This is a genomic window from Collimonas fungivorans, from assembly GCF_001584145.1.
Classification (GTDB): Bacteria; Pseudomonadota; Gammaproteobacteria; order Burkholderiales; family Burkholderiaceae_D; genus Collimonas; species Collimonas fungivorans.
Map to the genome: position 1 here is coordinate 3,095,276 of NZ_CP013232.1, position 25,728 is coordinate 3,121,003.

Annotated in this window: 25 protein-coding genes and 1 pseudogene; 12 read left to right on the forward strand and 14 right to left on the reverse strand. The window is 48.6% G+C overall.

The features are described 5' to 3' along the window. Positions 1-2: 2 nt before the first annotated feature. From CFter6_RS13255 to CFter6_RS13260, 3 genes are all read right to left on the reverse strand, one after another. The gene (locus tag CFter6_RS13255) at positions 3-788 is read right to left on the reverse strand and encodes a metallophosphoesterase (RefSeq protein WP_061540330.1); all 786 of its coding nucleotides are present in this window, start codon (positions 786-788) and stop codon (positions 3-5) included. Positions 789-813: 25 nt separating this feature from the next. Beyond that, positions 814-1,392 (reverse strand): HAD domain-containing protein, encoded by a 579-nt coding sequence (locus CFter6_RS25665; protein ID WP_150118752.1) that lies wholly within the window; start codon positions 1,390-1,392, stop codon positions 814-816. A gap of 79 nt (positions 1,393-1,471) precedes the next feature. After that, complete coding sequence (locus CFter6_RS13260; protein WP_061540331.1) at positions 1,472-1,816, reverse strand: hypothetical protein; 345 nt, start codon at positions 1,814-1,816, stop codon at positions 1,472-1,474. 254 nt (positions 1,817-2,070) lie between these two features. On the opposite strand from CFter6_RS13260, the gene CFter6_RS13265 reads away from it, so the two are divergent. Together CFter6_RS13265 and CFter6_RS25110 are read left to right on the forward strand one after the other, a co-directional pair. Continuing rightward, positions 2,071-2,391, forward strand: a complete 321-nt coding sequence (locus CFter6_RS13265; protein WP_061540332.1) for a helix-turn-helix domain-containing protein — start codon at positions 2,071-2,073, stop codon at positions 2,389-2,391. Between the two features lie 397 nt (positions 2,392-2,788). Beyond that, positions 2,789-3,337, forward strand: coding sequence for a TM2 domain-containing protein (locus CFter6_RS25110; RefSeq protein ID WP_082814766.1), 549 nt, complete (start codon positions 2,789-2,791; stop codon positions 3,335-3,337). Here CFter6_RS25110 and CFter6_RS13275 read toward each other — a convergent pair. Further along, positions 3,334-3,729: a hypothetical protein gene (locus CFter6_RS13275; RefSeq protein ID WP_061540334.1), complete on the reverse strand. Its 396-nt coding sequence runs from the start codon at positions 3,727-3,729 to the stop codon at positions 3,334-3,336. The two genes, CFter6_RS25110 and CFter6_RS13275, sit on opposite strands and share 4 nt — an antisense overlap. A 318-nt stretch (positions 3,730-4,047) precedes the next feature. Between CFter6_RS13275 and CFter6_RS25115 the strand changes: the two genes are divergently transcribed. The 6 genes from CFter6_RS25115 to dinB all read left to right on the forward strand — a co-directional run bounded on the left by CFter6_RS25115 (position 4,048) and on the right by dinB (position 12,090). Further along, the gene (locus CFter6_RS25115; protein WP_082814767.1) at positions 4,048-4,434 is read left to right on the forward strand and encodes a helix-turn-helix domain-containing protein; all 387 of its coding nucleotides are present in this window, start codon (positions 4,048-4,050) and stop codon (positions 4,432-4,434) included. 351 nt (positions 4,435-4,785) lie between these two features. Then, the gene (locus tag CFter6_RS13285; RefSeq protein ID WP_061540336.1) at positions 4,786-6,096 is read left to right on the forward strand and encodes a hypothetical protein; all 1,311 of its coding nucleotides are present in this window, start codon (positions 4,786-4,788) and stop codon (positions 6,094-6,096) included. 10 nt (positions 6,097-6,106) lie between these two features. Beyond that, the gene (locus CFter6_RS13290) at positions 6,107-7,633 is read left to right on the forward strand and encodes a tyrosine-type recombinase/integrase (protein ID WP_061540337.1); all 1,527 of its coding nucleotides are present in this window, start codon (positions 6,107-6,109) and stop codon (positions 7,631-7,633) included. Next, a complete protein-coding gene (locus CFter6_RS13295) occupies positions 7,633-10,080 on the forward strand; it encodes a hypothetical protein (protein WP_061540338.1) in 2,448 nt (815 codons plus the stop codon). The genes CFter6_RS13290 and CFter6_RS13295 overlap by 1 nt, the downstream gene beginning before the upstream one ends. Positions 10,081-10,136: 56 nt before the next feature. Further along, a complete protein-coding gene (locus tag CFter6_RS13300) occupies positions 10,137-10,517 on the forward strand; it encodes a hypothetical protein (protein WP_150118753.1) in 381 nt (126 codons plus the stop codon). Positions 10,518-10,839: 322 nt separating this feature from the next. Continuing rightward, positions 10,840-12,090 carry a DNA polymerase IV gene (dinB, locus tag CFter6_RS13305; RefSeq protein WP_335340281.1) on the forward strand — a complete coding sequence of 417 codons (1,251 nt, stop codon included), beginning with the start codon at positions 10,840-10,842 and terminating at the stop codon, positions 12,088-12,090. A 99-nt stretch (positions 12,091-12,189) separates the two neighbouring features. On the opposite strand, the gene CFter6_RS25675 is transcribed toward dinB, so the two are convergent. From CFter6_RS25675 to CFter6_RS13320, 6 genes are all read right to left on the reverse strand, one after another. Next, positions 12,190-12,396: a hypothetical protein gene (locus CFter6_RS25675; RefSeq protein WP_150118754.1), complete on the reverse strand. Its 207-nt coding sequence runs from the start codon at positions 12,394-12,396 to the stop codon at positions 12,190-12,192. A gap of 430 nt (positions 12,397-12,826) precedes the next feature. Next, positions 12,827-13,477, reverse strand: coding sequence for a HEAT repeat domain-containing protein (locus CFter6_RS13310; RefSeq protein ID WP_061540340.1), 651 nt, complete (start codon positions 13,475-13,477; stop codon positions 12,827-12,829). A 608-nt stretch (positions 13,478-14,085) separates the two neighbouring features. Beyond that, positions 14,086-14,790, reverse strand: coding sequence for a hypothetical protein (locus CFter6_RS25680; protein ID WP_150118755.1), 705 nt, complete (start codon positions 14,788-14,790; stop codon positions 14,086-14,088). 18 nt (positions 14,791-14,808) lie between these two features. Beyond that, positions 14,809-15,366 carry an RNA 2'-phosphotransferase gene (locus CFter6_RS25120; protein WP_082814768.1) on the reverse strand — a complete coding sequence of 186 codons (558 nt, stop codon included), beginning with the start codon at positions 15,364-15,366 and terminating at the stop codon, positions 14,809-14,811. Positions 15,367-15,910: 544 nt separating this feature from the next. Next, a complete protein-coding gene (locus CFter6_RS13315; RefSeq protein WP_061540341.1) occupies positions 15,911-16,207 on the reverse strand; it encodes a hypothetical protein in 297 nt (98 codons plus the stop codon). Positions 16,208-16,334: 127 nt separating this feature from the next. Further along, the gene (locus tag CFter6_RS13320) at positions 16,335-16,949 is read right to left on the reverse strand and encodes a tyrosine-type recombinase/integrase (protein WP_061540342.1); all 615 of its coding nucleotides are present in this window, start codon (positions 16,947-16,949) and stop codon (positions 16,335-16,337) included. 824 nt (positions 16,950-17,773) lie between these two features. Here CFter6_RS13320 and CFter6_RS13325 point away from each other — a divergent pair. From CFter6_RS13325 to CFter6_RS13335, 3 genes and pseudogenes are all read left to right on the forward strand, one after another. Next, the gene (locus tag CFter6_RS13325) at positions 17,774-18,277 is read left to right on the forward strand and encodes a DUF2199 domain-containing protein (protein WP_061540343.1); all 504 of its coding nucleotides are present in this window, start codon (positions 17,774-17,776) and stop codon (positions 18,275-18,277) included. Between the two features lie 104 nt (positions 18,278-18,381). Continuing rightward, entirely contained in the window at positions 18,382-19,152 is a 771-nt protein-coding gene (locus CFter6_RS13330; RefSeq protein WP_061540344.1) for a nucleotidyltransferase domain-containing protein, read from the forward strand. Between the two features lie 1,221 nt (positions 19,153-20,373). Beyond that, positions 20,374-21,144 (forward strand): annotated as a pseudogene (locus CFter6_RS13335) (Y-family DNA polymerase); the annotation flags it as partial. Positions 21,145-21,188: 44 nt separating this feature from the next. On the opposite strand, the gene CFter6_RS13340 reads toward CFter6_RS13335, so the two are convergent. The 3 genes from CFter6_RS13340 to CFter6_RS13350 all read right to left on the reverse strand — a co-directional run bounded on the left by CFter6_RS13340 (position 21,189) and on the right by CFter6_RS13350 (position 23,403). After that, complete coding sequence (locus CFter6_RS13340) at positions 21,189-21,812, reverse strand: hypothetical protein (RefSeq protein WP_061540345.1); 624 nt, start codon at positions 21,810-21,812, stop codon at positions 21,189-21,191. 5 nt (positions 21,813-21,817) lie between these two features. Then, complete coding sequence (locus CFter6_RS13345) at positions 21,818-22,315, reverse strand: hypothetical protein (protein WP_236904260.1); 498 nt, start codon at positions 22,313-22,315, stop codon at positions 21,818-21,820. Between the two features lie 473 nt (positions 22,316-22,788). After that, entirely contained in the window at positions 22,789-23,403 is a 615-nt protein-coding gene (locus tag CFter6_RS13350; RefSeq protein ID WP_061540347.1) for a putative pterin-binding protein, read from the reverse strand. 150 nt (positions 23,404-23,553) lie between these two features. On the opposite strand from CFter6_RS13350, the gene CFter6_RS13355 reads away from it, so the two are divergent. Next, the gene (locus CFter6_RS13355; RefSeq protein ID WP_061540348.1) at positions 23,554-23,751 is read left to right on the forward strand and encodes a hypothetical protein; all 198 of its coding nucleotides are present in this window, start codon (positions 23,554-23,556) and stop codon (positions 23,749-23,751) included. A gap of 219 nt (positions 23,752-23,970) precedes the next feature. On the opposite strand, the gene CFter6_RS13360 is transcribed toward CFter6_RS13355, so the two are convergent. Further along, a complete protein-coding gene (locus CFter6_RS13360) occupies positions 23,971-25,266 on the reverse strand; it encodes a transferrin-binding protein-like solute binding protein (protein ID WP_150118756.1) in 1,296 nt (431 codons plus the stop codon). Between the last annotated feature and the right edge of the window lie 462 nt (positions 25,267-25,728).

Consider the following 25,728-nt stretch of genomic DNA (forward strand, 5'->3'; position numbering starts at 1 on the left):
CTTTAGATCTCGATCACCAGCGCTGGATCAAATGCTTCGTTTTCCCATTCAAGCCGATCGACATGCGGCGCCGTTCTGACATTGACGGGGTAGCCACGTGGATTGGCAATGACGCGCGTAGTGCCGATCTGGTAATCGAAATTGTCGTGCACATGCCCATGTATCCACAAATTCGCGTTCTCAATCAAAGGCGTCAAGTCGCTCACAAACGCTGCATTCAATAATGTACCGGCAAAGCGTGGATGGATGGAATTCGGATGCGGCCCATGATGGGTGACGACCACCGTGCGACCATCAAAATCCTCATTCAGTTTTTCTTCTAACCACAGGCGTGATTTTTGATGAATTTTCAATGCATCTTGCGCAGTAAACCGTCCGTGCTTGCCACGAATTACTTTATGATCATTCAGATTCCGTTCCGCTTCTCGCATGGCACTCAATGGATTCGACGAATCCACCCAGTAATCTGTCCATAGGCAACAACCAAGAAAACGCACGTCGTCGAGAATGTATTCTTTACGTTCAAGGTAATGCACGTTGCCACTCGCTTCAAAATTATCCAACTCTTCAACCAAATCAAAATATTTTTCCTTGTAGGCTTCGTGGTTGCCGTGCACATAGATCACCGGCACCGGCCAATCTGCGAAGGCAGTGATCGCCTTGGTATTGCGGTGGATGTCACCGGCAATAACCAGGACATGCGTATCCGCGCGTTGAATCACGCGATAATCGGGGAATCTCTGGTCCAGAAATTCCAAGTGCAAGTCGGAAGCAATTTGGATTTTCATGATCTGACAAAGCGGAAACGGTTTTTCATGCTTCTATATTAGTCTCCAATTGCACAGGCGCTCTGAAATTGATATTGGTACCCCGACTGGTATGGGCGAGGTAATTCTCGACAAGTCGCGCTTTCAGTTCCGCCAAAAAGACTTGGCAGGAGAGGCCCTTTTTACGATCTACCTTAACTAGGTGATGCAGCATCTCCTGTGGCCACGCTTGAATATTATGCTCGATGGCTACCCAATCTCGACTAGATAGGTTGGTGCGTTTAAGTGATCGTGCAATTTTCTCGTAGCGGGTTGCGGTGTCATACCAATCCTCGCAATCGGATAACACGCCTCCTGAGTTAGGCATCATCGCAAAATGCCAAGTGCTTCCTATCACGCGTTTTCTCAGCGGCTCAGGAAGCACGGCTTTCGTGCGTGAGAATCCTATATGTTCTACCCATGGTGTTGATAGCACAATAGATATTTCTGGATATAAACTTAGCAAATCAACGAGTGGCTGCGCCCACATAAAAGTTTTCCCTCCCCTTGCAAGGATGGGATGTCCGCCAATTAGAAAAACGGCGTCCGGATGTAACACACCGTCAAAATCAAGAAACAAAATCACGTTTTATATCTGCCTGCTGATCGCTGAAATCCTGAGATTTCCGTAAAAATGTCTTAAGCTTGTCATCTTCGAATGGGCATTATCCGAAGATGAATGTCCCCACTTTGCCAATTGCAAGGATAAGTAAGCCGCAAACAATAACTGTTCCCCAAATAATCAACCCGCGTGCCGCCACATATACGGCTCCAATTGCGCCGAAGATCTGCGCCACACGCGATAACCAATTTGCACCAAAGTCCCAACCAAATGATTGCTGAAGCTCGTGAGGAAGCACCCATCCTGCAAATGCGGCAAATCCCAAGTATGCAAGGAAGAAGTTTTTGCTTATTGAATCGAAGCGATCAAATGATGGAAGCGGCGCATAACGCGTCATGAGCACACACAGAGCAAATACTGTGATGATGTAAAGGGTCGAAAGAATCATAAATTATAAAATTGTTGGAGCAGCGCTACCGGGCGAATGCGGACCTTGTGACTACGCCGACACGATCATCCAGGGACCGTCATCAGTCGAAATCCGTCCAACCCAATCAATCTGCTTTAAGGACGATCCTCAATAGCCCTGATACTTAGGCGCCTTGTCGATTTGGTCAAGATCGAATACTACGATATACGTAGTATCTAGGATAGCAAATAATTACGAATCTCGTAGTTCTTATATATTTTGAGAACTACGTAATGAGCAATTCCAATGAAATATGGGGGCGCCGCCTCAAAGAAGCCCGTATTGCCGCTGGTTTGTCGCAAAAACAGCTTGGAATCCAAGCTGGATTGGATGAATTCGTCGCCAGCCCACGAATTAATCGCTACGAATTAGGAGTTCATAAAGCCGACTATAGGATCGTTCAGAATTTATCCAAGATATTGAGCGTGCCAACGGGTTACTTTTATACAGAAGAAGATAATTTGGCTGAGCTGATGCTGACATTTCATCGGCTCCCGAGCAGGAAGAAAAATGACGTGATCAAATTTGTTCGGACACTCACCATACCTGAGTGATAGCACGTGCTTACCAAGGGCTTGTGCCGACGATATGCTGTCAGCCCGCAACGTACCGCAATCGGCCAGAAACGGTCGTACGCTCTTTGATTCCAAAGCAGCCATTCGTGGCGATTATCTCTGTGTATGATTCGTTGACACTGTCGGCCAAGGTTTAACATACTTGAAGTCTATAACATGGAAGACGGTGAAATCACTGCAGAGGAAGAAGCCATACTTGCCCGCGCAATTGTGACAAATGAAGAAAGTCTGCTCGTCGATCTCCCGCCAGCTGAGCTTTCAAGCACGACAAGCACAACGCGGCGCGAAAGACAGAGCTGCTCCTGAACTGGAATAAGTCCAAGGCTTTATACGGTGGTGTATGCTTTTGTCTTAATAAATTCAACAGGAATTACAAGTGACGCTAATTGCATGCCCCGAGTGTGAAGCCAAGATTTCCGATCAAGCTCCCAATTGTATTCATTGCGGCTTTCCGTTGGCCAAGAGAAATTTGCAGCATGCTTCGTCCCCTTCTCCTGCAGCGTCCCCCATTCCTGCACCGGTACGTCTTCTGGACGGCAATCCAAATTACTCCGCCAGACTAGGTGACGAACCTCCTCGCCTTCTTGGTGGTAATCCGAACTATGATCGCCAAGCAGGCCAAGATGACTACTACAGCCACAAAAACAGAGCGTCATTTCTAAACAGATCCTCATATCAACCCACCAAAAGCAGAAAGAGACGTTGGATCTACATTGTCCTTGCATTGCTCATCGGAGCCATAGGTATTCACAATTTCTATGCCGGTTATGTGGGACGCGGCCTTGCACAAATACTAACAACGGTTCTAATGATGTTGGCAGCGTTCATTTTCAAATTTCCAGTTTCTTTCGTATTAGTTAGTATTTGGGTTCTAATCGAAATCTTCGCTGTCACCAAGGATTCTGCTGGCGATAGATTGACTTAAGAATCGCCGATACAGAAATAATTCTGACTCAAGCTCATATTGATGGATAGCCGACCAAGCGCGATGGCGACGACGTTGATTTCTTTTTCCACACCAGGGCTCCAACCAGGAGATTCGGCTGGATGTTGATCGATGGGCCGTGCCATTCGCGGATAATACTCACCCGGCTGAAGAGTAGTTTTTTGAAAAGGACATTGCCCATTCGGTTCATACCACGGCAACTCACGACGGATCGCGTCCCAAATCGTCTCGCCAGGCGCAGCTTTGAAATAAGCTCCTGGAGTCTGTTCAGCGTTTGTGACCCCGATCCGAACGGCAACGTCATTCTCGATTTTCCAGATCTGTGAATTTGACCCGTTCAAGGTACTAAAAGTACGAATGTAATAGCTCATTCATCATTCCAAAGTAAAGAATTGCAGAGGGCGCCAAAAGATTCTCTACCCGACTTCAATTGATCAAATGCCAGTAAAGGCAGCATCGAGTCGAGAACCGATAAAAATTTGAATATTAAATATTATCGGTATGAATTATTAAACCGAAAATAATAAAAAAAATTACATTTTCGAGATTTCTTCTCGAAAATTAATAGAAAAAAAACTTCAAATTAATTCTCATAAGTATTTGATTTAATTGAATATTTTTTCAATTACGCGCTTGAAGTTAACAATCAGATCGGGCATAGTAGTCGAAACAAAATTTGACAATACATTATGTCCATCCATCCCTTGGGAAATGAAATTCGCGCGCACCGCCTTCGGAGCAAATTGACTCTCAAGGACGTTGCAAAAAAAACACAATGTAGTGCTCCCTATCTATGCAGAATAGAAACGGGGAAAAGCGCGCCCACAGACAGGAATTTCCTTGAAAGACTTGCATCAGCATTAACGCTTTCAGGTACTCAAAAAGAACGCCTTATTGAAGCGGCAGACGAATCGCAAAAGGTGCTTCAGCTGCGAGGTGAAATAAGCGTAAAAGCCTATCAAGTCGCATACCGCTTTTCGAAATATGTAACCCAGCTCAGAAATGAGGATTTGGTGGAGCTCGACGCCATTCTGGCTCGCGCCCACGAGAAAGGAGACCCTATGCCCACAAGTTAAATCGATTGGGTAAAGCAAAAGCCCTCGTTCGCGAAAACGAGGGCCGGCCTGAGGCTGTTTATCTAATTTGACCTAGATAAACCAACTCTACGACCCCCTTCCGGCCTTGTCAAGTGGCCCGATGTGGGGCTGCCTGCTTTCGCCCTTCGCAAAAAAAATCATTTCATCGAATTTCATGTTCGAGGATCGCTCACGCGGTTTTCGAACCTACCGACACGAGAGAAAAATGGGCAAAAACGATCATATACATAGACTCAGATTTTTGAGGGCGACAGGTCGATTCCGGCTGAGCTTAACTCTAATGTTCACGACACCATTCGTCTTTCGACCTAACGTTAAGGCGATTTGATTATGAGACAAATTTTTGCCAAAAAAAATTACATGCTCCTGCACGAGGACGGGACAATTCACTACCCGTTCTCAAAATTTTTGTCATCCAAGTTCATCAATCCGCACACGCACGGCGCTGTGAGTAAGTCGCTCCGAATCCTCTATGTGTTCTGTCGCGCTCATCGCATCGAACTCGCGCTTCGAGCCGTCGAAGGGCGATGTCTAAGTTTCGATGAAACTAAGCAACTGGTAGATTTGTGCTATCGCCCCATCCCCGAAATCGAGGCAATGTCCGATAAAAAAGTGGTCTTTCTCACCGGCGCGAAGGCCGGCAAAGCTCCGATCAACTTACCTGATGCAGTCGAATCGAACACGGCGTCCAAGCAGGCAAATTATATTTCACAATACCTCAAATTTTTCTTTGAAGTGTTCCTAGATCCTAATATTCGATCCAGCACGCTACGCAATGATTTAGACCGTGCATACAATATAACTAGACATCAAATGAATACTACTATCACCGGCACAAAGCAGGGACATCACCATGACATCAAGAGCCTGCCACATGACAAATTTATCGAGGTAATTCGAGCGATATTTCTCCGGCCTGAAGAACTTTTCCTGAGTGAATCAGGAAAAATCTCACGAAACCTTCTCCGGGATCGGGCAATGGCATTATTGGCTTGCGAGGGCTTGCGACCTGGGACGCTTGGCAACGTTACGCGCACGAATTACAGGCCAGAGTCAAGCCATTTGGTTATAACCGATAACCGCGTCAAACGCCGCGAAAGGGTCACTGCCAATACTCCTGTGCTGAAACTGGGCGCTAGCACACGCGTCAACAGTGCAAGTGAAACGATGATCCAGCTCTGGCCATTCACCATCGAGGCGATTGACGACTACATCAATATCGAGCGAGTTGCCGTTCTATCGAAACGACTAACCAACCAATCCAATGGATTTCTCTTTCTGAGTGAAAAAGGTGAACCGTTTAAACACCGCGCCAGCATCACCGACATGTTTAGCCGACTCGGCATACGCCTAGCAGAACTAGGACTATTGGAAGTGGGCGACGACCCGTACTTCCCGAACGTAAGGAAATACGACTTTTGCGGGTCCGTTCTGCGTCACTCTTCAGCCGCCCTCTTCCTGAAACACAAAGGTACGGACGATCGGGCCAAGGATCAGATGAAATCACGATTCGGCTGGACGCATAACAGCAACATGCCAGAACGTTATGCGGCCCGAACAATATCGGATCAAGCAAACATCAATCTGATGGAATTCAGCGAAAACTTGATCGCCGAAGCGCAAGCAAAAAAGCATAAATAGGAGAATATTGATGGTCTATAAGACAGTTGGTAACACAACTGTGGAGTGGAATGATCCGACTCCATTTGTCTTTACCATGCACGAAACTTCCGGTCCTGCTGACGACAGAAGAGAAAAAACTATCACGATAGATTTGTCAGACCTTCGACGAGGCTTCGAGGACGATTTTCTGCAACACCTCAAGGAAATACTAATCCGACGGCGCAACAAAGTTATGCTATCGACGATTAATACCGATGCCGTTTATATATGTTTATTGTTTCGCAAAGTCATTGGATTCAAAATCTTCGATCGAAAGATTTCGATCATTGATGAGTCATTTCTGCTTGAGCTTCACACCGTCAAAGAAAATTTACCAGTCGGTTGCTTATGCGTTCTAAAAAAAACATTCGCCGCCAACCCTTATTCACAGTTGTTTGCGCCGGGACTACACGACAGTGACTTTCCAGAAAAAAGAGATAGTAAGGGAAGACATGGTCGGCAGATCGACAGGATTCTCGCGAAGGCGCTCACCCGCGCCGCATGCGTGCATATTTTAAGTCAATGTGAGCAAGCCTATGACACTGGCGAAATGGACATTGGGCATTTCTCTTTCGTCAATCTGGCTTTTGCTGTCTTCTGTCGTCCTGACAGTTACCGTCAGATTCGGTTGGAGGACCTAAAGTTTGATCAGAAATCGAATTCCTTCTTCATCTACATCATCCCGACCAAGACCCGCGTGCACCACCCCGATAAAATTTGCTATAGGCTCAACGAGCCCGTGGGTGTATTGCTTCAAAAACAACGACAGAATGTGATCGAGCGCTACGGCCATTTGGTTGGCCCGAATGATATTGGTAGACTCGCGCTCTTTCCGGCTAGGAAACTGGGGAAGGGAAAATCAATTTGGATCAGTCGCAATGCGAATCAAAACTTCGGCAGAATTGAGACCAGTGACAACTTTCATGGGTCCTACCTGCACGCTATTAAAAAGGCACTTCCCGATGTCCGAGGTAGCCTAAATGCCAATGTCCTGCGACACACGGTCGGGACGCAACTGGCTCTCACAGGTGCATCCGCACAAACCATTCAAGCCGTTTTGAAACATTCGAGCGAAGTTGTCTGCAGAGCCTACGTTGACATTGCCTTCGAGGGCTTATTCAACGAACTGAGCGATGCGATGCAACCCGCCTTCCAAAGCCATCTTCCGGCGTTCCAACGGTTCCGATCAAAGAGTGATCCAGTCTCGATCGATAAGGCTATCCGGTCGGAGGATCTGGACAGCGGAAAAATTGAACTTAACGGAGAATGCGGCAGGCAAATTCAGTGCGAACACGCACCTATTGTCTGCTATGGATGCTGGCGTTTCACACCTTGCTGGGATGCGGATCACAGCGTGAACCTGAATACGGTGCAATTGGACCTCGAAGACTTTAAGAAAAGAGGTAAGCCCTTTCATCACATGCTTCAAAAGACACAGGAAGCCAAGTACCAAATTATTTTTGTGATGAACGCAGCGGATCGCTACAGGCAAGCAATAACCTCGGAGGCGCCGTGATGAATAAGCCAATTGAGTTTGACATGATCAAGCGGCGGAACGCTCTGAATCTGTGGCGCGCGGAATGCAAACGGCGAATGGGACTACGCTTTCCGAAAATCGATTTTGACGCAGATTACTGGCCAATCAAGACACTATATCAGACGTCACAAGGGGATTGGTATTTTACCGAACCGTTTGCCGACTTTGCCGAAAAAGATGAAAGTTATCGCGATGTTCTGCGATGTCTTGTGGCGGAATTCATGATTGCTGGAAAACCAAAATCTATAGACTACCAAATACATGTCTTCCGTCCGCTGGCGACAGCGTCTGCCCACCGACTCTTTGATCTCACCCTCAGTGACTTGCGAAAAATCGAAGAGGACAGCTTGATTCTGGCAAGAGCTAACCCTAGCTCTGCAAATAAAATTCGAAATGCTATGAATGCCCGGACAACACTGATTGTTAAGCTCGCTGCGAAAGGTGTGCTTCCCCGCATCGGATTTAACGTTTCGGTCGAAGCCAAAACCGAACTTTCAGACATTGTCAGATGCCACTTTGCTGCACGACGCAAGGGACGAGGTGACTTACTGAACACAAAAATGGAAGCGTTCAACGACGCGATGAACGCTCTCATTGACAACGACTCACGACTCGATGCCCATGATAAAGTTGTCATTTGCGCAATAATCCGTGACTTATGTGCTCCCTCACGAATCAATGAGGTCCTATGTTCTAGCATCGATGATCACGTGACGATTGAAGATTATGCGCAAAAATCGTGCGCAGAAACCAGCGACGTGCTACGCGCTCACCAGATGCTGCTTGTGACGATGAAGGGGTCTAAAGGAGCCCAGTGGAGTGCCAAACCGATTCTCAAATTCATGATCGATGCGTTTCACTACGCTACGGGCGTCATCTTGGAGCACGGCAAGCGCTCGCGTATGCTCGTTAAGTGGTATCAAAAATACCCCGCAATGCTCTATCTCCCCCCCGAATTGGAATACATGCGGGGCCAAGACCTAAGCGCACACGATCTAGCAAAAATTATCTATATGACGGGAAATCTGCCTTCCGAAGCAAGAAACTCCTCGCCAAGAAGATATTTCAACGAACTCAAAAGCCGGATATTTAAGGCCCCAAATCCTAACTCCCACCAAATAAATGGGTGCCTCGTCACTCGACCAATGATCGACTTCCTACCCTGGGCCGCCATCGAGGAGTTGCTGTTAAAAAAGGTTCACCAAGCTATGGTCAATTGCCGCAAAGTGACTTCCACTAACCATTACGAGGGTGATCTATCGAAAATGCTCTTCCTGTTTGATCGGGATACAGTGCCGTTTTTGCCTTACGCCACTAGCTATGGTCATATTAACAAAAGGTTAAAGCGATCTACTACATCCAGCAGGAAAAAAGACGCGCAGCCATCCATCTTTGAAAAGCTAGGCATCAGCATGCCGGTGAATGGCCGGATTCAGGTTGCCGAAATCGATACTCACGACCCGCGCCGATGGCTGACGACCATGGCCTTGACGTACGGAGAAAAACTTTCGGACGCCCTGGTCAACAAGTGGGCCAACCGGTCAAGACTGTCACAGATTAAATACTACGACTTTCGAACCGCCGAAAACTTGGCTGAGTTCTCGGCCATGCCGGAAATTTCCGAACTAACCGATTTGTCGATGGGTCTTGATAAGGCCCATAAGCTCGAAAACGAATTTGGCCTGAAAACAACCATCGTCACGGTTCATGATGCCGGCATCAGCATGACCTCGATGGATCACATCGCACAGGCCATTGACGACCGACCAATCGCCAGAACGAGCCATGGAATCATCATTATCTATCCGCAACGATATGGGATATGTTTCCATCAACATCACGAAACACCTTGTCGGAATTACAGTAACTCGTGCGTGACGTGCGACGACGGCGGTGTCGTCAAAGGACATATCCCGACGAACGATGCCGTTCGAAACCGAAATAAAATTCTCGTTACTTCGATAGTCCGTCATTTGGAGAATTTGGCTTACGCTCACAATCGCCATGTTGCCGACGACCAGGATGCCCTGGGTGAACACATGTTGGCCTTGATCAAGCAGGGGCTCAACAGTGAACCGATGGAGGAAGTCGCCACCCAATTGATCCGCGAGTTTCACGAGATCAAACATTTGATCAAGGACAAGCTGTTAGCCAATCGTCTTCATGAAGCTTTTGTGGCAAATGGATATGTTCAGATATTGGATGATCCCGAGGTGGCAAATGGGGCGCTGCTCAAATACCACAACGCCACCCAACATGCCGCCCCCGGACTGGAGATCGCTCTCGATTCTCACGGAGGCCGGGATCAGGTGGCACGCGATGAACAAACATTGATAGAACGCTTCCCCCAGTTCGCACCAAAGGCGATGGGCCTGAAGGATGAGCGACACCTGCTCGAAGCTGATGATGACGAGGAACGGGACTGAGGATGGCCGGAAGAAAGGAACTTCTAACCGAGCAGGTGGCAAGGAAGATTTGCCGCATGATCGAACGTATGCCCGATGCGGAAATCCCCGTGACATGGGAGAGCATCATAGCCCATGCAAAAAAGAAAGTAGGTCATGGGTTCAACCGCCAGATGCTCTCTCAGAAGGAGTGGAACGGCAGAAAACTCATTGCCGAGGCATTCAGCGAGGCCAAAGAAGTGCAAAGGCAGACGCAGAATAACACTACACTCAAATACAAGACTGCTCCGCGCGCAGTACTTCAAAAACGTATCGGTGACCTAGAGGCGAAGAATCTCGCGCTGCAGGAAGAACTTGAAAAGGTCAGAGCTCAACAGATTGATAGGCTTGACGTCTTCCTGAATACCCCTTGTGACCTGCGCAAGCTGCTTGGAGATTTTTACAAGGCGAAGTCCTGAGCGAAGGGTCGTCATTGGGGAGTTTATATAATCGCTTCTATGTACCACTTTTATGAACACCCCTTGACTGACCATACCGACCCAGCCTTCCCTGCAGCAGATTTGGTGTTTTTTTAAACTGCTCAGGTCGCTGCGAGATGCTGGGCAGCACATCGGATCAGACTGTCCTTTGACGATACAATAGAGTTTGCACCACTGTTCTTTTATACAGTATTATGTGCGAATGATGAAGTTCATAATATTCTATTCTGTCGCCGGAACGTCGACCAATTTACGTCGAATTATTTCTGGCGTCGTTCGTCTATAGCTGCTCCATCGCTCAATGACTCGCCGAATTGCACACCTCGACATGGATGCATTTTATGCATCGGTGGAATTGCTCCGTTATCCCCAGCTAATGGGCTTGCCGGTTGTAATCGGCGGTTCACGTCGGAGACCCGACGATACGATGTTAAAAGCTGCAGGCCAACGGCCTTTGTGCGATATCCCGATCTCAGCATTCCCTCTTTTGAAAGATTACACTGGCCGTGGTGTGATTACTACATCAACATACGCGGCTAGGAAATTCGGCGTTGGGTCTGCGATGGGACTGATGAAGGCCGCAAAGCAATGTCCTCAAGCGATCTTGCTTCCAGTTGATTTTGACGAGTACCGCAAGTATTCGCGAATGTTTAAATCGGAAATAATCGAGATCGCGCCAATCATGGAGGATCGCGGAATCGACGAAGTGTTTTTTGATCTGACGAATGTACCAGGGGCGCAAGACGACGGTGGGCGCATGCTAGCCGAAGCTATACAGGCTTCAATTTTGAAAGTGACCGGGCTTACCTGTTCGATCGGCGTTGCCCCAAACAAATTAATAGCCAAGATGGCAAGTGAGTTTAATAAACCAAATGGTATTTCTATCGTCTATGAGACGGACGTCGAGAGGATGATTTGGCCACTGCCCTGTCGCAAGATAAATGGCATCGGACCCAAAGCCGATGAAAAACTGATGAGTTTCGGAATTCGGACCATTGGCGAATTGGCGATGCGAGAACATAGCTGGCTGTTACAGCACTTTGGCAAAAGCTATGGCACATGGCTGTTCAATGCAGCACGAGGTAAGGACGATCGTCCGGTCCAAACGCACAGCGAACCGGTTTCAATGAGCCGCGAAACCACCTTTGAACGTGACATGCATGCCGTGCGCGATAAAGAAGAATTGGGTGCGATATTTACTCGCCTTTGCGAACAGGTTGCTGCGGATTTGCAGCGTAAAGGTTATGTTGGAAAAACGATCGGGATCAAACTCAGATATGACGATTTTAAGATCGCGACACGTGATCATACCGTTGACAGCTACACGAATGATGAAATAGTCATTCGGCGACTTGCCGGACAATGCTTAAAGCGTGTGCCGCTTGAACGACGATTGCGCCTTATAGGGGTTCGCGTTGGATCGCTAGAAAAGGCTGCAAATGTGGAGTCGGCTTTGAGCGTCCTGCTAAATGGCGCAACGCAACCGCCAACAAGAGTGATAAGCGCGCTGAGCGACAAAGGTGGGAATCTACCGTTGTTTGAAGAGCTTTAAGTGTACTAGCTCAGACTTGACCTGACACACGACGTCCAACGACCGGCAACTTCCGACCCGTTGCGGACTCTGGTGCTTCCCACAACCGGACATTCACTTTCAAGAAGAAGCATTATCTTTTGACTTGAGGTCCGCAAAGTATGCATCGTCTTCAATGCGGGTGCGTTGGATTTGCTCAACAATTGAATACCAGTGCGGCCATGATTCTGGCTCAGGAAATGAAGCTTTATAGTCGTTACGTTCGTCTATACTCAGAGCGAAGTAATGGGCTTCCCATTGGCGCATATATTCTTCGCCAAAACCCATGCGCCATCCAATTGAACGAAAAAGTATGTTTGGAAATTTAAGCCAAGGCGGATTCATTATTTTGAAATATAAAGTTAAAAATCAGACCTACCCATCGAGTTAAAATCGCCCCGGTCTTGGCATGCTCTCGCGCAAAAAAATATATAAATGCGACATAGAAACTGGCCAGCCCCACGATGGAAGGTTGGAGCCGCCGTACTATTCACTTTGTGCGATGAAATTCTTTTTGTACGTTCTCTTGTACGGATTTAGCTATTATGACTGCCATAGGCTCTGAGGATCGTCCATCGTTTCATTCGTAACGAAATAGTTTGTCGGAATCGCCCCGATTTTAGCTGACATGTGTGACCGGCTGCTCTTGGCCGGCAGCAGGCTATTGCAATTCGACCCAAAAATATCATTCGCCTTGCTGCAAACCAGACGCTCAATGCTAAAGCTGGACCACTATAGCTTCTTCGGTCAAGCGGTCATTTCGTACCTCAATCGCCGTAATTGCCGCTTGGGCTGAAATCTTCACATCGCGCTTTCGAGATTTTAGGCCCTGCGCAAGAGCGGGTAGGGCTTTGTATGATCCAATTCTGCCAAGAGTGCTGTGGCAGTAAACCGCGTCATCGGGATCAGACGTATTGGCTAGCACTTCCAACAACTTATCTTCAGCTTCGGAACTCGCGCACCCTTGAAGAGACCGGATTGCAGCATGCCTCACAAGCCATCGACTATCTTGTAGGAGAGAGAATAGCGGTTCGATTTCGAGGCTTTCGGGCTTTGGTATTTCTGCAAGCCCGTCAAGAAGATTTGCGAGCGCATATTTATCTTTTTCCCTAGATGAGTATGCAATTAAGCGTGACGCGCATTCTAGGCTGGCACAGTTCTTTGCGATCTTACCAATGATGAAGTAGGCTGCTGATCGCTGATCTTTCGTTGGCTTTTGCGCAAGATATTCATCGAGTTCATCAACCATGGATTTGTCGTCAAGCCGCTCTGCTTCGCGATACGCATGCCAGGAAATCGAATCGCCCGAATTGATGATTTTCTCGCGGACTGTCATTCGTTCAATTAGGTCGACTAACTCGTGACGCATTGTTCCACCTTAAGGAAGGTTACTGTAAAGGTATTAAATTGGTCGCCTGCTCGTACAGCCGCTTTTGGCCGACAGCGGTCCTGCTATGCACTTGGGGCCGCTACTGGCCGTTACTGACCTACTCCAGGAGTCAGATCTACCATTTCGCCGACCTTCAAAACGGACACCTCTGAAGCTCCCAACAATTGAAAAGCAAATACGGTCAGGTCTGGTGAACCGTCAGGGCGCAATGAGCGAGGTTGTGAAAGACTCATCTTAATACGGGCACCACCAAGACGCGAATCGAGACCTATCGTGAAACTGCCACCGTCCATTTGACGTGCCAATACGTACGGAGCACTACCAGTCGACACATACTCTAATTTAAATCGCATATTTGATTCCATTTTTGAGCGGCCGCTTCTGGCCGTTTTGAGCCAGCCGCAACAGGTCAATTCCGACCCACAGCGGCCAGTTCCACCTGGAGCAGACCTTCAATACCGATTTGAACGGCGTATATGAGACTCCCTAGGTATCCTAGTTTGGCCGACAACGAACCTTAAAGGCTATTAAGAATATTTATTAATGAGCCGATGCAAGGATGTAATGCCCCAGCAAATGCAAAGTTGCTAGTCAATTGGCGGGCCTGAAAGGGTAGCCCACGTTGAAGAGACAAAGCCACATAGTGCTCCTGGCAGCGCAAATGTCAGCAACAAGCTTTCAGGAGCTCTCGCTAAACAAGCGAACCCCTCTTGCTGGGCATAGCCCAATGACCAACAACGATAGATGGTTATCGGCAGGTATCCACTTAGAGCACCAGTCAAAATACTTATTAGAATTCCGCCGCCGTAGTAATAAAACGTGTGAAATCCAGAAATTTTCGCTGCAATCGGAACAAAGGCTAAATACATCAAGTAATACAAAAGCCAAGCTGGCCCGGCTACTGGCGCACCTACGATGTAAGCGAAAAAAAGCAATGGCGGAAATGCAAAAAAACCCAACATCGCTGCCGGAATTAATGGCCCTATTAGCAGAAAAATCATAAACGATTTGTTTCGAAATTCTTTGTGTGTCATCGGATTGCGTTTCACTTTAACAGTGGCTAAAAATAATTGGCGTATGCCAGCACAAAGCTTTTTAGCAAATCCAAGATTTGCCGCAGAGACATCTACCTGAAGCTGTATCCCCTCACGTATTCGGCTGACCGCTTTCGGATAAATTCGTGACCGGCCGCTCCTGGCCGGCAGCGGAAGAATACTTTCTCCACGTTTTGCCAAAATTATTAAGAAATTCGGAATCGATTCATATCGACCTAAAAGACCTGCGGAGAGCAAGAGGAAAGTGGTTGTTGCTCATTCCAATGGGTCGCGGATATAGTTGGCCGGGACTGTTTCAGTGAGCCAAACACCGTTCTGAGATAGATAAAATAAATGTCCATGTCCGCTCATTGCTTTTGCATCTATGATCAGTACAACTGGCACGCCATGACGCGCCCCCACAAGTTCTGCGACCTCTGCGTTGCTCGATAAATGTACATGCTGGCGCTGTGCGGAATGCAAACCGTCCAGATGGATTGACGATAGAAAACGACTTGCCGTGCCGTGGTAAAGCGTATCTGGAGGAATCACGGGTTTTAAGCCTAGCGAAACGTTTACAGAATGCCCTTGATTGGCTCGAATTCGCTGGCCATCTTGACTCAATGCAAAACGTTGCTTATCGCTGGTGGAAACGATCATCTCAATTGTTTGTCGATCAAAGTTTTGACCAGTAGCATTTGCCAACTTGATTAATTCATCAATCAACGCCCAGCCTTCACTATCAAGAGCTAGACCGATTTCTTCAGGTTTGTGACGAAGTACTAGACTGAGAAACTTGCTGCTCGATTCAAAATTCTTTTGAACACTATTCATCTTTCCACTCTCTGTTCTCTGGAATCATGCACTTTTCCTGCCACGATGCCAGACTGGTATAAATTCTCGTATCTGGCCAAGGTAATTTTTGACGCCCCTGCCAAACCAAATGCACGACGGCGACTCTTCCGGTGCCGTCCTGGATTTCAAAGAGAGCATTATCGCCATTACCTCTGCCAATGAGGCGAACTGGAAGATCGTATAGTTGATGGCCACGACGAATCTCGCGTCTGAGCTGCTGCACAAACGTATCACTGAATGACGCAGTTGCATCATCGATCGAGCTCCAGGGTTCTAGCCACTTGAATGCTGCTAACTCCTGTGGCGAACAGCGCCGTGCTCCCCCCGCCTCCATTATTGCGCCGGACCATAAGGGATTTGGCTCACGCGCTGCCCACCATGAACGAAGCCGAGCAAAGATTTGCATAGTTTGTTGAGGTCAAAAATAGGTTAATCTTGCCACACAAAAATTAACAAAGAAATATCAAATAGGAAGTAAAAACGAAAGACCGTTGCTGGCCGAACGCGGCCTCATATCGCATCATCAGATAAAAAATTCCTCTTTTGGATTGTCTTCTTCGAGCTCGCCGAAAACTAAAGTGACTTTTGCTCCCTTCATAAACGACAAAGCGCACAGGTCTTGCTTAATGAACGCAAATAGCTCCTTCGAAGATGGACCAGCAAAGATGCCTTCGGCATCACCGCCATCAATCGCCATATCATCGCCGAGGTACTCTCCTATTCCACATTCAACCATCGAAATGCGATACTTGGAGATGAACTCAGAGTACGGAATGATGTCGCGCATTCCATGCCTAAAGTAGATAACGAGATGTTCCATAGCCAATCTTTCCTATGTAAGTGAGAGGCAGCTATTGGCCGATTGTACGCGTTCAGCATTATGGCAGAAAGCGGCCATACGGCTTCGCGCGAAACGACGCCAGCATGACCGGCATAGACGGCTCTTGCTATATTTCGGTCTGTTCGGAAATTTCCAGAGCGTCATCTACTTCGATACCCAGGTAACGAACCGTGCTTTCCAGTTTCGTGTGGCCAAGCAAAAGCTGGACGGCACGTAGATTTTTTGTCCGCCTGTAGATCAATGTCGCTTTGGTTCGCCGCATGGTGTGCGTGCCATAGATTGTTGAATCGAGGCCGATGGCTGAAATCCACTGATGCACGATCCGGGCATACTGCCGCGTTGAAACATGGGGCGACTTCGTGAGACGGCTTGAAAATAGGTACTGCGACGGCATCAGGTTCGCCTTATTTATCCAAGCTGCGACCGCGGTTCTGGTTGGTTCCGTCAATTCAAATTGCACTGGCCGTTGGGTCTTCCGCTGCACGACCATCGTCCGGTTTAAAATCTGATTGCCGTGCATAACATCGCGAACACTTAGATTGACGAGATCACAGCCGCGCAACTTGCTGTCGATTGCAAGGTTGAACATCGCCAGGTCTCGAATTTGCTGGCTGTTTTGAAGGTGGATTCGGATTGCCCAGATATCCTTTGGCTTGAGTGGCGGCTTTTGCCCGATCAGCTTGCCTTTGTTCCAGGGTTCCCGAGTGTGAGTTGATTCCATGTCGGACTCCTTCGTGGTTGGTCGAAGTCTGATTGTGTTACTTTGTCTATGCCAGGATGTTATCTCGCGGAATGAATCCCCTGATGGCCGCTTTTTGGATTGATGCCGAATGCGTACAATCGGCCAATAGCGGTCCTTCAAGACCAATATCCAGTTTGGGGAAAAAACCGCCCACGCTGTCCATTTTTTTGCACTCAATTTAGGTGTTTATGGCGACAGGCAAGTTGAAATTGCTGGATGAGTATTTTGGGCAAGTCTATGGTTTGCCTTGCTGGGAATCGAGTACCGAGTTCACGTGTTGGCTAACTCTTAGGTTTGGGCAACCCACTATTGTCGTTCGTGACGGAAATCTGGAAAGCGACTCCGAACGTGGCAGGCGCCGCCGTGTAAGTGTTCGTGGAGATTTCCAACTATTTTTCGAGTTGGGGCAATGGGTATATTGTGAGAATGGACAAGAGCAGTTTCATGCGGGTCAATCTCGTGAGGATTTTAGCCGATTCGCGCAGCGATTGCAGTCGCAATGCTTGACGCGAGTTCGACTGGGAGAGCAACCAGCAGGAACAGTATTCGAATTCGACCTCGGCGGCCACCTGCTCGTATGGCCCGCAGCTGACGCCGAAGACAATGATTTATTATGGGAATTCTCCGTTCGCAATCGCCATTTGAGGATGCATTGCAATGGGGAGTTGGATACTTGGTCATCAAAAGTTCCAGGAGAGGGCGACGTTGACGCAAAATGCTAGACCAACGTGCCATACCGGCCATAAGCAGTCGTTTCACTCGATATACCGCGTTTAAGAGATTTTCTACCCGAAGGGATTTACATGTTGGAACTTGTCGCCTGTTCAGTCTGTGGTGAACTGCATTCGCCTGATGAAATAGAACTCGCCTTCAAGCGCCCGGATGCGATTGCAGCACTTTCGGCGATTGACAGAGAAAAGTTCTGTAAAGAGACTGAAGACCTCTGCGCAATATGGGGCGAAGACGACGATTCGCATCGTTTTTTTGTGCGAGGCTTATTGCCGATAAAAGTTGTGGCTCGGTCTACCCCTTATAACATCGGTGCGTGGATAGAGGTATCCAAAGAGGTCTTTAGTAGAATTAATGAGCTTTGGGACAGCGACAGCCAACTTCACGAGCCGCCATTTACCGGAAAACTAGCCAACGAAATTCCAACTAGGTCTGGCTCACTCGAATTGAATGGGCACATCCAACTAACCGGGTTGACTACGCGCCCCAATTTCATGATTTCTGATGCAGAATCGACCTTATTTGCCGACCAACAATTGGGCGTTACTGAACACCAAGCGGCAGAGTACCGGAAATAATTATCCCTGTTAATGCGTTAGGCAGCAGCCGGCCAATAGCAGACTTTCAAAAGAGCTTGAGATATCGCGTGATGCCAGACAATTTGTAGACTGGGAGGACAGATTTGGTTGAATCAAAAGGCGTAGATACCGATGGATTCATCCGTGCCATATCGTGTAGACCAATCCAGCCCGCCTTCCAAACGGCGGTTGATAATCTGTGCGAAATGCTGCTTGATTGCTTGGGACCGTTGATTGACAGCGTGTACTTATACGGCAGCGTCGCGAGGGGTGATGCTAAAGCTGGAAAATCAGACTTGGACGTCACGTTAATTTTGATTCGCGAGCCTACTTTACAAGAGTCCCAAGCTATTGAGTCTGTACGCCTTGCATTAGAAAGTCGACATTCCGAAGTTACAAAGATTGACTTCGATATTGGGTGTCTCGCGGACGTCAATGCTCCTGAAAATCTCTACAAATGGGGTTTCTGGTTAAAACATCATTGCCGATGCGTCTACGGTAATGATCTTGCGAATCAATTCGCTCTATTTCGGCCATCCAGACTAATTGCGAGAGCGGTGAATGGGGATTTTGCTGATGTGTTAGCTGCTTACGCGCAACGCATAGAAGCTGAGAAGAACGTCCTTTTGATCGAACGTCTCAAGAGAGCGGCATCAAGGAAACTTATTCGCTCAACCAACGTACTTCGTTCCGTAGAGGCGCTATCGTGGCCCGAATCACTCGAGGATCATGTCGATCATTTTCTAGTGACATACCCAGAAATGAGGCCTCAGATTACCTATTTCCTTTTCGGGGAGCAAATGTTGGGTGGCGACCAGGATGATTTCGTCGAACGGTTACGAATTTTTTCGACATGGATGCAACTGCAGATCTGAAATATGGTTCGCCTTAGCCTTTACAGGCAAATATTCATCGCGATAGTCGGTAACCGGCCAATAACGGAACTTCAGCTCGCTATTCCATTTTATCCATGGCAGGATGAACGTAAATTAACTGTTGAACTATGTCTCAATTAGAACCCGACGCAGCAGCTTGGAAAGAACTACGTCGTCGAGAATGGCTCGTCGTTGGGCTCTGGTTGGGGTTCCTACCCGGTGTGGCAAGTATTGCCTGGATACTGTCGTTCGTAACGACCGCCGAAGGTCCACTAATAACAGTCGCTTTCGCATGGTTGCTAGCCTTTGCCGTGGCGGGGCTACGCGTTGCATTCTTCCGCTGCCCTCGTTGCAATGGCTTCTTCTACATGAATAAGTGGTTCATCACCACGTTAGGTCGTAAGTGCCCTCACTGCGGCATTCATCGATACGTGAGCAATAAGAAGAATGGGTGCCAATAATTCCTCTGGCAATGTCCGCTTTTAGCAACGCTGAATGTCTCTTAAGGGTCGGGTCCGGTCTCTCAAAATTGATAAACCGGCCATTCAAGAAAGTAACTCCAAAGTATTTGTCGTTTGAATCGCCGAACGACGGCTATGCGAAGTGGGACCGCCGCTCAGAATTGCATCTGAGGACGGCCAATACCGTCGACACTAGTAACAGCGTTATGGAAAATCAATGTCCGCAACCGCTGCGTTGCAGACGTTAATGAGTCTGGCTAACTGGCCGTTCCGGGTCGTGAGCCGTCTGTCAGGCTTCTGGAAACCAGCCGCTCGTTGATAAAATCCCGCAAACGGCAAGTCTACTCACCTAAGCAGCCGCTCATTCCAATATAGATGCAGAACGCATTTTGCATACACCGTTTGACATTCCATCTAAGCCCATTGACCGCAACCAGTCTGAAGCGGCCGGTCAACAGGGGATGCTCGACCGGAGGCAATTGGCCGTTGGCGGGCGGATGAAACTCTAACTCATCTGACAGCTCGTGTCTGGTCAAGTCTGAGCTAATACACTTTAAGCATGGAGTGCTCGATCAAAACTACCATTGTTTGAAAATGTAAGAAAATAGCCATATTTGCGCAAAATCTGGATATTAAATTACATTACTTAATCAAAATGTAAACTAACTAACCTGCCAATAATGGCCATTTCCTTTAATACAGGGCATTTTCGGTCAGTCATGCAACCTAAGACCCATCTATATTATCGCCATACGCCTTTTATATGGACTTGAGCCAGCATCCGGACGACATCCGGGTGATTGCGCAACGCATCAAGGACGCCGTACGCGAGGCTACCGGATTGTCATGTTCGATCGGCATCGCGCCAAACAAGCTGCTGGCCAAGATCAGCTCCGAGCTGGAAAAACCGAATGGCCTGACCGTGATCACCGAAGCCGATATCCCGTCACGCATCTGGCCGCTGGCGGCAAGGAAAATCAACGGCATCGGCCCCAAGGCGGCGGAAAAACTGACCGCGCTCGGCGTCAACACCATCGGCGAACTGGCAACCACCGATCCGGCCGTCCTCCAGGAAAATTTCGGCCGGACGTATAGCGAATGGCTGATGCGCGCCTCCCACGGCCTGGACGACCGCCCTGTCGTCACCAGTTCGGAAACCAAATCGATCAGCCGCGAAACGACTTTCGAGCGGGACCTGCACGCCAAGCTGGACCGCGACACGCTCACGCCCATATTCACGGACCTGTGCGTAAGGCTGGCAGGAGACCTGCAAAGAAAAGGCTATGTCACCCGCACGGTGGGGATCAAATTGCGCTTCTCCGACTTCCGTATCGTCACTCGGGACCTGACCATACCCGATGCTACGGACGATGCGACCGCGATCCGGCAGGCAGCGGGAGAATGCCTGCGTCGCGTCATGCTGGACAAGCGTTTGAGGCTGCTGGGCGTGCGGGCGACCGCCTTATCCAGGAAAGACGCCAGCGATAAATCCCTAGAGCTGACGCAGGGAGAATTGTTCAGCGGTGAGTAGCCTTGGCTCTCACCGTCTATTTTGCGACGTCCCTGTCGCCAGCCTTATTGGCGCAGTTCCTGGGTATCCAGCAAAGTGCGCTGCATCTTCACGAGCACATCTTCGGTGGCGCGTTTGCCTGCCAGCGAAAAATCCTTTTTGAATTCGTCATATTCAGCATGCCCTTCCCCCGCCACCTTTTTCGAGAAAAGCAAATTGCCGCTGGCATCATTTATGTCGCAAGTCATATCAACACTGAACTGGGTAGGCGGCCAGGTCAGCGCACTTGAGGAAGACGAGTTGGTGAGCAAATCAGGCGTAATAACGTAATCGATCTTGTTTTTTTCGATCGCGTCCTTGTCGTTTTTGGTGCTCAGCTTGGTGACGCTGGAAAACGTATTCGACAACATCTTGTAAAATCCCACTTCGATATCCCGGTAAGGGCTGTAAGTTACCTTGTCTCCTCCTCCGCCTGGCGTAGTCACTTCTTTGCTGCGCATCGTATCGGGGATGTAATACGCAACGTTTTTCTTGATGGGCTGATCGGTTGTGCTGAGTCCTATCTTGCTCACATCGGGATTGATGGTCAGAGGATGGGCGCATCCGACTAAAACGAAGGTAATGGCGGCGACGCTGAGTAGTTTTGTGATTTGCATTTTTTTAGTTGGTTTGGTTGTGCTCAGGCGCATCGGACTTATTTCAACGCATCAAGGAAAGCATTGTCTGCATATAGCGACGTCAGCAATTTCTGCACAAGATTCGAATACTCCTGAATCGCGCGCGGAATGGCGACAGCACCGGCAAAAGACGAAGGCCATTCCTGGCGAACGGATTTCACTTGATCGTATAGAATTTGTCCGCTTTTTTTCACAATGAAGCGCGCTTCTATTTCTCCGGAACCGGTGCTGAAGCCGGAAGCGTCGATATCATTTTTCATTAAGGTGCCTGACACTTCTACATCGGCATTCGGCGCAAATTTGTTGGCCAAGGAAAGCTCTTGCTTAAGAGCTTCCGCCAGGTACTTCGAATAAGAACTTTCGTAAGGAGAGCTCAGCATGCTTCCGCGCAGCGATATGGGGTTAACGTTTCCTTTATCCTTGCTGGAAGCGAAATCCCCAACTTTTGCCGTGTAATTGCCGGCATCCTTCAGCTTTTGTACGTTATCAATCGATGCGGAATATTGCGGCGCCATGAGCGAACACCCGGTCGTCAGGACAGCTGCGGATAAAGACAGAAGTACGGCACGAAAACAATGCATATTGAAACCCTCCCCTTTGCGTTAAAAAAACAGCGATATTATTTTTATGTATGACAACGACAGACATGGCTGCGCCAGCAACTAGCTGGAAAATACCGGCCGCTGCTCATTCTCGATTACTGGGTATGTTTTATGAAGAAGGTCGCATGAAAAATACGACTTCACCGGCATCCCTTGCCTGTTTTATTCTTATGTACAGTGACGCTCCCTGCAGCTCGCACTGCCTGCATCCGATTAAAGCAGCCGGATATTGTCGTGCGAAACACATTGCAAAATAGTAACCAGTTTTTAAAGCCTTAGCAAAATAAATATTTTGAATGGAGTTGCGCCGGATACTCTTGACGAATGTCCGAAAAACGACTGGAAACCAGCATTCCGAGCATGGACTATTTAGCCAGATACGGGTTTCATTTCCCGCTGACCACTTCTATGCAGTACAAGCCCCATGGACAAAGAGCGAAACGCTGGTTCAGCGGCTTTTGCGCCTGTTCGGCGATACGGTCGGCGTCGTAGATTGCGAAGATGGGACCAAAGCCGCCGATCGCCATCGGCTTGCCGTCGATATGCGTCGCCAGGATGTAGCCGTATTGCCGCAACTGGGCAAAACTCAGCTGCGGCATGTAGCCGTCGACCGAGTGAAACACGATCTGCGTCTCCGGCGCCTTGCTGGCTCCCAGTGCATCCAGCACATCGGCCAGGCGCGGACCGCGCAACTGGTGCGGTTTGCTGTCGTATTCGATGGTCGGATTGATGGTGACGGCAGGCAGCTTGGCCAGCGCGGCCAGGTCGAAGGCAAACGCGCGGGTGAACTGCACATTCTGCTTGTGCATCATCTGGTCGACCACCGGATCGACCGGGCCGCGGTTACTGCGCTCGATGGCGCCGGCAATCGTCAGCACCGCCGGTGCGGCCGTTTGTGCAGCGCTTTTGGCGGCGGCTGCCGCATAAGCCGGTACGGCGGATATTCCCAGGGCGCCGGCCAGCGAACCGGCGGCAGTCGACAGAAACTGGCGTTTTTTCATTCGAGGCTCCGCTAGAAAGAGGTTCGCTGGATGTTACACGAAGTTACGTGGGAATAGCGCAGCCGTTGTCAACCGAATATCTTCCGCGGCGTTTATAAGACATCCCGCTGCAAAAGGGATTGTGAAACCCAATCACCGGAAGGAATAAATATGAAAAAGCTATTTGGCATCGCCGCTCTCCTCCTCGCGCTGACACCGTTCGCGCAAGCCCAGAACTCAGGCGACCCGCTGGCCGGCCATCCCGATGCACGCAATGACCGCAGGGTTGAAACCTACAAGCAAGAACCTGTCAAGCATCACGGCAAAGTCGTGAAGAAACACCATCGCCGGGTTGAGCACAAAAAATAATTTGTAGTAAAGGGCAACCGGCTCACCGCGCGGGTGGGTCGGTACATGACAGGCAACACCATTCAAGACTGTATCGCCCCCCGATCCGCGCCCATACGGAGAGTCGGCTAGGCGGCGCTCTGGCCAAACATTTTGCACCGAAAACGCAGCAGCACCGTCAAGAATGCAAAGGCATGGAAGGGAGGACATGTAATCACTCCCTCCGGCTCGGCACGAAACTTATTGGAGCTTAAGAGAAAAGCCTGCTGTTACACCGCGCTCCTCCTGTCCCAACACCGATACATAGTAGTAATTCAGCACACCACCCATTTCCTCGCCGTTTGGGCCATAGAATCGACCGCTCAATTTTCCCCTTATGTCGTTTTTGCTGGTCGACGTCAAATCACAAGAAAACGTATTATTAGCAATATCGATGGTGGCCTCGCACGAGGCTATTGAGGCCGACGTGCCTGAGTCGATATCGTTCCAGGTGTCAATAAAAGAAGGCATTGATTTGGCTACCATACCCGGAATACTTGCTCGCACCTTGTGGGATTCGACGTCAACAGTCCATTTGATAGCTCCCGCCAAGATAGGACTGAAAGGAAAAAATACGCTATCTCCTTTCGTCATAGGAAATCCAGCAGTCATGCCAGCATAGTCGCCTGATCGAATTTGATTAAGACCTTGCCCAACGGTTTCGCTGCCAAAGGCAAAACTATTTGCAACAACTTGGACACCAAAAAAACTCATTTCCTGACCTACCGCTAGTCTCCAGATACCCATCCCCACATATCCATCGCCATCAGCAGGTGTAATCAGCAAGACTTCTCGCGGCTCCCCACGTCGCTGACCCCAACTATCCGGGCTGACGGAAAGATCATAACTTTTGCCAGATATTTTTTGCGATATGCTCGACAGCGGTATGACGCTTTCCTCGAAATTAGTAGTTAGTCGACTTGTTATATTGTGTCCGGCAATACCGAGCTGCGATACATAACCGCCCTTATTTTGGGTTTTAGCCAGCAATCGGAACGCGATGTCGCCAGATACATGATTGCTGATTCTGTTGAGTTCATTTCCATTGGAATCCGCTGCTATCAAAACGTTTTGGACTTTGGCAATCGGCCCCACCGGCATGTCTATCAATTTTGTGTAGCTGGCAGGATCCGGAATTGCCGTTACCGGTGGTGTCGTTACCGGTGGTGTCGTTACCGGTGGTGTCGTTACCGGCGGTGTCGTTACCGGTGGTGTCGTTACCGGCGGTGTCGTTACCGGTGGTGTCGTTACCGGTGGTGTCGTTACCGGCGGTGTCGTTACCGGTGGTGTCGATGATCCTCCCCCACTGTCGCCCCCTCCGCCGCAACCTGCAAGTATGATCGAACAGCAGATCGCCGGCAAAACCCCTTTTAAACTGCAATATCCCATATCCCTTTTTTCCCCATTTTTTTTATGACTAACCCATCTACCCATTGATGCAAGCCCACATTGCTCGAACTGAATCAGCTCGTACCAATACAAATTGGCAACATTCAATTACCAAATATATATGACATATTGACATTAAAAAAGTAACTCAGTGTATCGAAAAAACTGCAAGAAAAACCACGAGAAATATCCCTCAACCCAAGTAATGCCGCCATAGAAATATCTGTCTTCTGTGGCTTTGATTTATAAAGCGATTTTCTTGTAATTTTCGTCTTAATAATATTTATTGTAACTTATTGTATTATTTAATATTGACATACGGAAAAGAAATTTTCGGCTAATTGCCAGCAAAGCCTGATAACTTTCGGCCTGTTATGTTTAACTCATTCAATTTGGGTGAAACCAAGAATGCGAACCATTCTGGAGGACGATCAGTGGTAACGGATAGTGCGACTGCTCCAAGCAAGCCAGGCGATAGCTGCCGAAAAAGGAAAGTCGGAAAGTCGGGTTAGTACGGGGGCGAGGCAAGGTCTTGCAATGGCACATTGCCGCAATACCAAATTAAAAAAT